Consider the following 9,792-nt stretch of genomic DNA (forward strand, 5'->3'; position numbering starts at 1 on the left):
GGTCATGGACAACCTCAATACCCACGGCATCGCCTCGCTCTACGAGGCCTTCGACCCCGCCGTCGCGTTCGCTCTCGCCGGGCGCCTCGAGATCCACCACACCCCCAAACACGGCTCCTGGCTCAACATCGCCGAGATCGAACTGGCCGCACTGACCCGCCAATGCCTCGACCGCCGCATCGACGACNTCGACGTGCTCAACACCGAACTCGCCGCCTGGCAGACAGCCGTCAACACCGACCAGCGCCAAGTCCACTGGCACTTCACCACCGCCGACGCCCGCACCAAACTCCGCCACCTATACCCCAAACATTAGTGGCGACGGTCTACTAGTGCCTCGTCAGGCCACGTTCGCCCGCTGGACGATCTGCCGGAGTTTCTGATCTTCTGCGTGCTGGTTTCGCCAGGCGATGTAGTCGTAGATCATCTGGTTCTGGGTTCGTGGCCGGCATGGTCGGTGTCCCCGCGCCGACCAGCGCTGTGATGTCTCGCGATCGACCAAGTTCCCACTGAACCGGGACGGGGAGCCGGATCCCGTCTCGGCCGGCTGCGGACTATTCGGCCGCCTGTTCCAGGCGGGCATAGGCGAACTGGAGGGCGTCGGAACCGGCCGCGGCGGTGAACACCGAGGCGGCCAGCCGGGTGAACCGGGGGGCGACCACCAGCCCGAACACGAAACCGGTGGCCACCCACTGCCCGGCGCAGAACGGGCAGGTGATCAGCTCGCCGATGCTGTGCCGGGCCTCGCTTGACTCGCGCACATCCTCGGCCAGCTCGGCCGGACCCGACTGGCCGCGGAAACGGGTGAACGGCGCCCGCAGGGGGCTCGTCACCGNGTCCTTGGTCAGCANGCGGCTGAGCTTGTGCGTCGCGACGGTGACCAAAGCGAGGTCGGCCGCGCTCACCCGTTCGGGCGGCGCCGCCCCGACCAGCCGGGCGACCCCGACCATCGAGGCGCACGCGACGCCATAGGTCCCCAGCGTCGCCAGGTATCCGCCCAGCGGACGCGGCTCGCCACCGGAGTACTCCGCTTCCTCCCGCCGCGCGATCCCGGTGACCCGATCGGTGACCTGGCGGGCGGTCGATTCCCATGTAGTCATCATTATTCCGGGCGTACCCCGGCCGAGGACCCCAAACCGAGCGACGCCATGTCGGCGGCACCTGAAGATCACCCGGGCAATCCGACCGGGCCGGGAGCAACGGCGGACGCCGACCGAATCCGCTCCCGCCATCCCGTTCGGCGCAGGGCGCCCTCGGTGTGCCTCGTGTTCGGACCCGGCCAGTCGGCCGTCGACGGTATGCTTCGCGGCGTGCCAGCGTGGAAGGCGATCGAGCAGGCAGAACCGGAGTTCGCCGGGCGGGTGCGGCGGCTGTTCGATGCCGGTCGCCACAAGACCATCGCAACGCTGCGCGCCGATCGCTCGCCCCGTATCTCGGGCATCGAGTGCGAGTTCACCGACGGCGACCTCCGCTTCGGTTCGATGACCGACGCCCGCAAGGGCGCGGATCTTCACCGGGATCCCCGCTTCGCGCTACACGGCCCCACCTTCCACCCCGAGCAGGGCAGGGAGAGCGACTGGCCGGGCGAGGCGAAGATCGCCGGGCGGGCCGTTCCCGCTAACCCGGTGACCACGGCCGAGGCGAGCGAGCATGCCGACGGAGAGATGTTCGTCGCCGACATCACCGAGGTCGTCGTCACCCGCCTCAACGCCGAGGCCACCGGACTCGTCGTCGAGTCATGGACGCCCGAACGAGGACTCCTGAGGGTCGAGCGGAAGTAGGGCCGCACCCGGCATCGTCCATGGGATCCCCCGGGCGGGCTCGGGCGGCCCGGGGGCCCTGACGCGAGATTCCGTGCCGCCAGTTGCAACCCCCCTCGGGGTCGGCTACTGGCTGGAGTGGGGGACGAGGGTCCGTTCGGGAGCCATGCCGCGGCGCCGTCCACGGATGGTGTGCCGGTGCGCGGGCCGGGTGGGCGGGACGGTGTTGACGTCGGCGTACGAGGTGTTCCTACGGACCTGGTAGACCCAGCTCCTGCTGACCGTCATGCCCTGCGCGGCGAGTACCGCGACCGTCTTGGTGACCGACCCGCCGGTCTGGTCGAGGGTGCGCGCGATCGCCTCGCGTTTCGCTGCCGGGTCCGCCGCGCCGTCCAGCCCGGCGGGCGACGCCGCATCCGGCCGGTCGGCCTCGACCCGATCGACACCCGCCCGATCGGCACCCGCCCGATCGGTGTCGTCGTCCTCCTGGGGCGAGGGTCCACGGCTGTCGGTCCGGCTCGGGTGGTCAGCGACGTCTGGCGCCGGGGCCGGCGAAGGCGCCGCCGTGGTGGCTTCATCGGCGGTGACGGTGGAAGCGGTGACGGCGGCCGTGGTGAGGGCGGGCTCGGTGACGGCGGCCGTGGTGACGGTGGGCTTGGTGACGGTGGGCTTGGTGACGGTGGGCTTGGTGACGGTGGGCTTGGTGACGGTGGGCTTGGTGACGGTGGGCTTGGTGATGGTGGGCTCGGTGACGGCGGGCATCGGGCCACGTTGCGGTGGGATCGGTAGGACGGTGGTGACCGGATCGCCGACGGTTCGGCGTCCGGCCGGATGGATCTGACGCATGAGCAGCTCGTAGGAACCGAGCAGGGCCAGCGGCGGCCAGCCGGCGATGATCCGGGCGGTGACCGTGGGTTCGGCGTGTAGCACGTTCGCGGCCAGCGATGCGCAGGCTCCGAGCGCCAGCAGGAGGTAGGCCAGCCAGGACCGGTTCCGCCCGGCGCGCCGGTCCNCCAGCATCGCCATCGACGCGGCCACGATCAGCCCGTCCACGCTGAACGGCAGCACCGCCGCGGTCATCGAGTCCTCCCCGTGCGCGATCGCGACCCCGCGCATGTGCCGATAGGACACGAAGGCCGCCACCACCGCCACCGTCGCCACCGCGACCACCGTGGTGACCCGGATCGCCCGCTCCGCCCGGAGGCCGGAGGATCGACCCTCGCTCACCGGTTGATCACCGTCCACACCGATCTCCTCGTCTGCTTCGGAATGCCTCGTCAGGACACATTTTGCGCCGAAGCCGATCGCGTGGTCCGGACACCCCGATCGATGCGGAATGCCAGTATTCGCCCTGGTGCCAACCGTGATAAAAGCGTCCGCCTACGCATTTCTCAGGTCACCATCGGCGACCGTCAGCCCTGACCGTTCGGATCGGATCTGTTGCAGGCAGTCGGTCCTCTGGTCGGGCCGGCTCGGTGTGAGCCCCGACGATCCGGCCGCTTACCGCGCTTCCCAGGGGGCGTCGTCGCCCATCTTCTTGTAGTACTTGGCGAGGTGGTTCCTGGCCCGGGTGATATCGGCCGCGGGTAGATTCACGCCGCCGCGCGAGCCCTGCATGACCGCCGCCGCCGCCATCACCCCGCGAGGAACGACCGTCAGCTCGCCGTCGATCACATCAGCGATAAGCAGCTTGTAACCGGTGAACTCGTCTTTCTTCTCCTGGTCGTACCAGACGTGCGCCTCGCGGTACTTGCCGTTGGGGGCGTCCTGGGCCTCGACCCAGCGCCGGACCCGCTTCTCCGCCGCCGCGCCGTTCCAGGCGCGCGTGCGGTCGGCCAGCGGAAGATCCTTGAATGGCGTGACGGACATACCTGCCTCCTCGGGGGCGCCTCCAGATCATTGCGGCCGGGCTGGGCGAGCGGCCGGGCTGGGCGAGGCGGCGTGTGTGGTTGCGGGGGCCTGTCGCGTTCCCTGATCGTGACCGTCGAGGTGTGCAGGTGCGAGCATGATCGCGGAAGTCGAGGTATGCAGGTAAGGGCATGGTCGCGGAAGTCGAGGTCCGGCCCGGCGGCATGGCGCGGTTCCGCGGAACACCGGGCGTCGGGCTCGGGGCTGGTGCTCGCAGACAAATCCCGCCTTCATGCCTTTCTGCGCCTTCCTGAACACGGAATCGAGCCGAGGGCTCGTGCCACTTCTCGGGCCGAAAACCGTACCCAAGCCTCGGCACGATCTGGCCGCGTTCTGACCGCAAATCGGTACGGAGCGCCGGGCTGGGTTAGTGGCCCAATGCCGGGTATGGCGGCGCCAGGTGCACGACCTCCACGTCGACCACCGCGAGGACGGCCGGAGGACGGTCGTTCTCCCGCCGACACGCGGCTGACTCGCCGAGACCGAGATCAAGGCCGCGATCGCGCGAGAGGCACGGCTCGCATCGACCTGAGGAGGCTGAGCGACGATCGCGGTCCACATCGGTACCTCGGGATGGAGCTACGGCCACTGGGAAGGCGTGCTCTACCCGCCGGGGACGCCGCCCGGCCGCCGCCTTGCTGTCTACGCGGCCGAGTACGACACGGTCGAGTTGAACGCCAGTTTCTACCGCTGGCCGGCCGACGCGACGTTCGCTCGGTGGCGCCGCCGGCTCCCGCGGGGCTTCGTGATGTCGGTGAAGGCGTCGCGTGGGTTGACCCACGCCAAGCGGCTCTACGCACCGGAGGCCTGGACGGGTCGGATCGCGGGCGCCTGGCATGAACTGGCCGACCGGCGAGCGGCAGTCCTGGTGCAGCTCGACGGGCGCCAGAGCCGCGACGACGCCCGGTTGGAGTACTTCCTGGCCGGGGTGCCGCCGTGGATGCGGGTGGCGGTCGAGTTCCGCCATCCAAGCTGGCACGACGAGGCGGTCTACCGGATCCTCGAACGGTACGGCGCGGCCTACTGCGTCATGAGCGGCGCCGGCCTGCCGTGTGTCCTGCGGGCCACCGCGCCGTTCGTGTACGTGCGCCTGCACGGCCCGGACCCCACGACCCTCTACGCCGGTTCCTACGACGACGACGCGCTGCGCTGGTGGGCCGGCCGCATCAACGAATGGTCCGGCGGCGGCCTGGATGTCTACGCCTACTTCAACAACGACGGCCACGGCTACGCCGTCGACAACTCCCGCCGACTGCGCCACCTGTGTGGCGCGTGAGCGGTACTCGCACAGGCGGGGTCCAGGCGGAGGTGCTCAGGCGAGAAGACTGGACAGATGATGACCGACGAGCCGTCGCAGCACCCCGCGCAGGGCCCCTGGACCACCCTGGACGTGCGCGTCAGTGCGCCGGTCGCCTGGGTCCGGTTCAACCGCCCGGCCGCGCACAACACCGTCACCACGACCATGATGATCGAGATGCACGCCGTGCTCACCGACCTCGCCCGCGACGACACGCTATCCGTCGTCGTCCTCACCGGCACCGGCCGGACGTTCTGCCCGGGCGCGGATCTGACGGCGGTGCTCACCGACCACGACCCCGACCTCCCACCGGTGGAGGTCTACCAGTCGGCGACCCTGCTGCACGAGATGCCGCAGCTCACCATCGCCGCGGTCAACGGCGGCTGCGCCGGCGCCGGGTTCGGCTGGGCGGCGGCGTGCGATCTGCGGGTCGCCGCCGCCCGCGCCCGTTTCTCCGTCGCGTTCCCCCAGCTCGGACTCACCAGCGAGCTCGGCCTGCCGTGGACGTTGTCCCGCGCGCTCGGTGGGGCCGCGGCGCGTGACCTCTGCTTCCTCCCGGCAAAACTGACCGCGGACGATGCTCGGCGGATCGGGCTGGTGGCCCGGGTGTTTCCCGACGACCGGTTCGAGGCGGAGGTCACCGCGATGGTCACCGAGCTGGGCGCGCGCCCGCTGAGATCCGTGCGCGGAACGAAGGCCAACCTCCTGTTGGCCGAACGCAGTGGCCTGGCGGAATTCGTNGACGCCGNGGCTCGGCGCCACCAGAGTTTCTTCACCGGATGAGACGCCGACCGGCCGGTGGCACCGAGATCGTGCGGCGAGCACCGGGGCTCAGGCGACCTTCGGATACTGCTTCTTGAGCCGCTCGATGAGGGCGAGCGCGGTCTGCTCGTCGCGGGCCACCGCACCCCAGCCCTCGATGAACATGCCGTCGTAGCTCAGCCCGACCCAGCGCCCGGTGAGGCGGTCGCCGTGCGGATTCAGCGCGANGAACAGCGATCCCTTCGAGCGAACCGGACCCTCGGAACTGACGTACCAGCCCATGATGATCTCTTCGTCGAAAATCTGTAATTCACCCCACCAGAGGTACCCGCCCTCCTCGGTGGGCAGTCCGCGAGTGATCGCCTCTATGTGGATCTTCGCTCCGGACTGCTCCAGGCTCGCCTCCTGCGAGGAATGGATCTCCTCGCCGTCCCGGAACGTCTGCCAGGCCGTCCACCAGCGACCGGACAGGTCGACGCCGCCACCGGCCCGGCGGCCCACGCCGCCCGGCGACGGCACAGGTGCGGGCAGTTGGGGGCTTGCGGCGGGACCGGCGGCGGCGGCGCTTCCCCCCACCATGAGCTGTCGACGATCCGTGGTGTCCACCTCCTCCAGTGCTCGTGACCAGGTGATGCCCGCCTGGCTCCCCTTGTCCTCCAACCAGGCGTGCCGCCGCAGCTCGACCAGCCGACCGCCGGCGTTCAGCTCGGCGTCGATCGCGCTGATGAGCGACTGGGACGGCACGCCGAGCAGGCCGCGCTCCGCCTTGGACAAGTAGCTCGGCTGGTAGCGGACCCGNCTGGCGAGCTGGGCCTGGCTCAGCCCGGCCGCCTTCCTCAGCTCGACGATGCTCGCCAGGAGGGTGGCAAGGCAGGGTTGCATGTCCATCACATCGTCTACCCGGATTCCTCGGTTCTGGTTCGTCGCCCGACGTTTCCACCTGGTCTGCTTGTAGTCACACCCCGGAATGGGCGCGCGGGCTGCCAGGCCGGCCCGGATCGTCGACTGATCGTCGCACGCAACCAGATCTCCCCCGCACCACGGGTGGCCCGCCTGCACGAGGCCGCCGCACCGGCCTTTCCGCATCCAGTATGACGGCTCTCACACCCTCGCCAAGGGGCCCGCCATCCGCGAGCGTCTGTAGACGCACCCGGATGGGTGACAGCCGTGACCGCGCTCATGCGGACGAGGAGTGGAGCATCGTGAGAACGTATCGGCTCGCCGATGCCGGCGAGGTGAGATTCGATTTCTTCAGCGAGGATAAATCAGTTCATCTTTTTGTGAACGCGCCGGCAGGGGCCCGGCCCCTGCCGCGCCGATCCGGGGCAGGGACGGTTTGACCGCGCCCCGGCGTCACGCGCCGTCCGAGGCAAGCTGGACCCGCGCCGAGTCCACCGTCTGCGGTGGATGCTCCGCGCCGGAGTCCTACGCGGTCGTCTTCGTCGACGACGACGGTTCACCGACGTCGGTCGGGGCCACGTTTCCCGGGCCGATGTCGGCGGAGATGTACGGAAGGATCGTGGGCGGCACGTTCCGCGTCGTCCCCGCGGACCCGGCTCGCCTCGCCCCGTAGGCGTCCGGCGGGGCGCCGGGATCAGGTGCCGGATTCCTTGATCCTCCCCTCTGTCCAGACTCGGGCCAGGATCTCGTCGGCGGTGTCGGCGGAGGTCTGGTGTGAGGTGTCGAGCCAGAGCCCGAGGCGGGGGGTCCTGCTACGAAGCACGGTGTCGAGTGCGTGGACCGTCCATGCGTCGTAAGCGGTCTTGGTCCTGGACGCTTCGCGGGCGACTATGGCGTCGGGGCGCGGGGCGAGCACGACCACGAACAGGGGCCGACTTCGCATCGCGGCGACCGTCTCGGCGAGGTGGTCGCCGAGGATGACGTCCTGGCTGATCACGGTGAATCCAGCCGCGAAATAGCCGTCGCTGACCGTGGCGGTCAGCTGATGACGCAGCCGGAGCTGCCGGGTCGCCTCGTCGGTCGGGTCGGGGGTCATGTCGACGCGGCCGTTGACGACCATGCGCCGGAAGAGGTCGCCTCGCACGTGCACCGAGCGGGGTAGCCGTTCGGCCAGTATCTGCGCGACCGTCGACTTCCCGGCCGCCTGTATGCCGGTGACGAGAATGACCGCCCGCTCGGTTCTCCGGGCCGCTGCCGGTGAGGTGTCGTGGTCGTTCTGCTCGTTGGTCGTTGAGCTCATCGGACAGGTCACTCCTCCGCGCGATCGTCACCTGGCCCCAGAGTCCCCCTCTCACCGCGACCGCGTGTTCACACCGCCCAGCACCAGGGCAGACGCGTGACGGCGGCAGCTCGCCGCCCGCCGGGTGACTCGCTCATCAGCGGCACCCGCACCAGTGGTGCGGATGCCACGGTCACGGCCGCCCACCTGGTGCCGAGGTGACGGGATCTCTGCCTGCCCGATCGGAATAGCGCAGTACTGGTCGGCCTTGGAGAAACAAGGCCCGCGACCTGCGTGGCCGCTCCAGCAGCGCCCCGAGGAGGACACGCATGTCCCAGGCCGCCGCCGTCGCTCAGACCACCCCTGTCTCCAAGAACACCGCCGCCTCCGAAAACACCGCCGTCTCCGAAAACACCGCCGCCGCCGACACCACGGGGCCGGTGTATGCCAGCCCGACCGACGTGGCGACCTACGGTGAGTACACGATCAGACGGGACCCCGCGGACACCCGGCCGCTGTACCGGTTCACCGGGCGGATCACCGCGGACGGGTCGAGCGGATTCCCGGCCGAGCCGGGCCGCTACCACATCTACGCCGGCTGGTTCTGCCCCTGGGCGCACCGCGTCACCCTCGAGCGCGCGCTGCACGGGCTCGAGGACGTCATCAGCGTCTCCTACGTCGACGGCACCCGCGACGCCCGCGGCTGGGGATTCCGCGAGACCTACGGCCCGGACCCGGTCAACGGCTTCACCCTGCTGCGCGACGCCTACGAGCGCACGGAGCCGGGCTTCGACGGCCACGTCTCCGTCCCGACGCTGTGGGACCGCGAGACCGGCCAGGTCGTGTCCAACGACTTCACCAGCCTGGGGATCGACCTGGCCACCCAGTTCGGCCGCTGGTCGAACGGCGCCGACACCTACCCCGAGCACCTGCGCGCCGAGATCGCCGAACTCGACTCCTGGATCGGCCCGGCGGTGAACCACGGGGCGCACCGGGCGGCGCACGACGAGACCGTCCGCGCGACGCTGCTCGACGCGTTCGCGACGCTCGACGCCCGGCTCGCCGACGCCCCGTATCTGGTCGGCGGCCAGCTTACGGAGGCCGACGTGCGCCTGTGGGTCTCCCTGGTCCGCTACCGCGGCCGCCGCGGTGACCTGGCGGCCCTGCCGCCGCTGTCGGACTACCCGCACCTGTGGACCTACGCCAGCGCCCTCTACCAACTCCCCGCCTTCCGGGCGACCACCGACTTCGCCACCTTCTCGGAGCCGGCCGCCGTCCTGGCGGGCTGGGACACCGCGCCCGGAGACGACGCGTAGCCGCATCGGCACGACCGCTTCTCGCTGGGAAAGGCGTCCTGATCGCGGCTACGTCGCGGCGCGGCGGGTCGCCTCACGACCTTCTTGCGCATACGAACAGAGCACGCCCACGTACGAACTCACCGTGATGCCGGGCCGAAGCCCGGGGCGGCTACGGCGAACCGACCGGCTCCAACGTTGGGGGCCATACCACGGCGGCGGTCACCATCCGGTGGTGGCCGCCGCCCCTCGGTTCACGTGGGGGTGGGGGGCACGTAGACCTGCACGACGCCGTCGACCTCGCGAACGGTGAGGCTGGGCAGCGGACGCGGCGGGGNGCGGATCTTGTAGTTCACGACCTCGCCGGCCAGTGAGAAGGCCATGCGGTGGCAGGGGCAGTTCAGCCGCTGCTGCGCCGGGTCCAGGGCCAGCCGGCAGCCCTGATGCGTGCAGATCCCCGACGTCGCGCGGACCCGACCATCGGTCCGCCGCACGAACCCGACCACGGTCCCCGTGTCGAAGGCACGCACTCCGCCTTCCGGCAGGTCCTGTGTGGTGGCGACGGTCCGCCAGATGCCGGCCGTGGGAACC

General features: G+C 70.2%; 10 protein-coding genes and 5 pseudogenes. 6 read left to right on the forward strand and 9 right to left on the reverse strand.

What is annotated here, in order from left to right; all coding sequences use genetic code 11:
* On the forward strand, positions 1-187 hold a 187-nt coding region (locus FF86_RS61305), incomplete at both ends, for a transposase (RefSeq protein ID WP_242419916.1).
* A 367-nt stretch (positions 188-554) separates the two neighbouring features.
* Here FF86_RS61305 and FF86_RS61315 read toward each other — a convergent pair.
* Together FF86_RS61315 and FF86_RS64510 are read right to left on the reverse strand one after the other, a co-directional pair.
* The coding region (locus FF86_RS61315) for a DUF1360 domain-containing protein (protein ID WP_255355980.1) at positions 555-835 on the reverse strand (281 nt) is incomplete at its 5' end.
* 16 nt (positions 836-851) lie between these two features.
* Positions 852-1,100: pseudogene (locus FF86_RS64510) on the reverse strand (hypothetical protein); the annotation flags it as partial.
* A gap of 210 nt (positions 1,101-1,310) precedes the next feature.
* On the opposite strand from FF86_RS64510, the gene FF86_RS30495 reads away from it, so the two are divergent.
* Positions 1,311-1,781 carry a pyridoxamine 5'-phosphate oxidase family protein gene (locus FF86_RS30495; RefSeq protein WP_044888706.1) on the forward strand — a complete coding sequence of 157 codons (471 nt, stop codon included), beginning with the start codon at positions 1,311-1,313 and terminating at the stop codon, positions 1,779-1,781.
* A 105-nt stretch (positions 1,782-1,886) separates the two neighbouring features.
* Here the strand turns inward: FF86_RS30495 and FF86_RS30500 are convergent.
* From FF86_RS30500 to FF86_RS30505, 3 genes and pseudogenes are all read right to left on the reverse strand, one after another.
* The coding region (locus tag FF86_RS30500; RefSeq protein ID WP_242419918.1) for a hypothetical protein at positions 1,887-2,772 on the reverse strand (886 nt) is incomplete at its 5' end.
* 1 nt (position 2,773) lies between these two features.
* Positions 2,774-3,005 (reverse strand): annotated as a pseudogene (locus FF86_RS61320) (DUF2637 domain-containing protein); the annotation flags it as partial.
* Between the two features lie 255 nt (positions 3,006-3,260).
* Entirely contained in the window at positions 3,261-3,629 is a 369-nt protein-coding gene (locus FF86_RS30505; protein ID WP_044888700.1) for a hypothetical protein, read from the reverse strand.
* 637 nt (positions 3,630-4,266) lie between these two features.
* Between FF86_RS30505 and FF86_RS30510 the strand changes: the two genes are divergently transcribed.
* A complete protein-coding gene (locus FF86_RS30510; RefSeq protein WP_199865564.1) occupies positions 4,267-4,944 on the forward strand; it encodes a DUF72 domain-containing protein in 678 nt (225 codons plus the stop codon).
* 60 nt (positions 4,945-5,004) lie between these two features.
* Positions 5,005-5,705 (forward strand): enoyl-CoA hydratase/isomerase family protein (locus FF86_RS30515; RefSeq protein ID WP_242419919.1); only part of this gene is annotated, 701 nt, incomplete at its 3' end.
* Positions 5,706-5,955: 250 nt separating this feature from the next.
* Here the strand turns inward: FF86_RS30515 and FF86_RS30520 are convergent.
* Positions 5,956-6,525: pseudogene (locus tag FF86_RS30520) on the reverse strand (transcriptional regulator); the annotation flags it as partial.
* Position 6,526: 1 nt separating this feature from the next.
* Positions 6,527-6,813, reverse strand: a pseudogene (locus FF86_RS64515) (hypothetical protein); the annotation flags it as partial.
* A gap of 250 nt (positions 6,814-7,063) precedes the next feature.
* On the opposite strand from FF86_RS64515, the gene FF86_RS30525 reads away from it, so the two are divergent.
* Complete coding sequence (locus FF86_RS30525) at positions 7,064-7,300, forward strand: hypothetical protein (protein ID WP_044888698.1); 237 nt, start codon at positions 7,064-7,066, stop codon at positions 7,298-7,300.
* Between the two features lie 21 nt (positions 7,301-7,321).
* Here FF86_RS30525 and FF86_RS30530 read toward each other — a convergent pair whose 3' ends face one another.
* Positions 7,322-7,927 (reverse strand): AAA family ATPase, encoded by a 606-nt coding sequence (locus FF86_RS30530; RefSeq protein WP_044888697.1) that lies wholly within the window; start codon positions 7,925-7,927, stop codon positions 7,322-7,324.
* A 308-nt stretch (positions 7,928-8,235) separates the two neighbouring features.
* On the opposite strand from FF86_RS30530, the gene FF86_RS30535 reads away from it, so the two are divergent.
* Positions 8,236-9,222 carry a glutathione S-transferase C-terminal domain-containing protein gene (locus FF86_RS30535; protein ID WP_063870544.1) on the forward strand — a complete coding sequence of 329 codons (987 nt, stop codon included), beginning with the start codon at positions 8,236-8,238 and terminating at the stop codon, positions 9,220-9,222.
* Positions 9,223-9,539: 317 nt separating this feature from the next.
* Here FF86_RS30535 and FF86_RS69505 read toward each other — a convergent pair.
* Positions 9,540-9,776: pseudogene (locus tag FF86_RS69505) on the reverse strand (Rieske (2Fe-2S) protein); the annotation flags it as partial.
* Positions 9,777-9,792: the final 16 nt, after the last annotated feature.

The sequence above is a fragment of the Frankia sp. CpI1-P genome (assembly GCF_001421075.1).
Lineage (GTDB): Bacteria > Actinomycetota > Actinomycetes > Frankiales > Frankiaceae > Frankia > Frankia torreyi.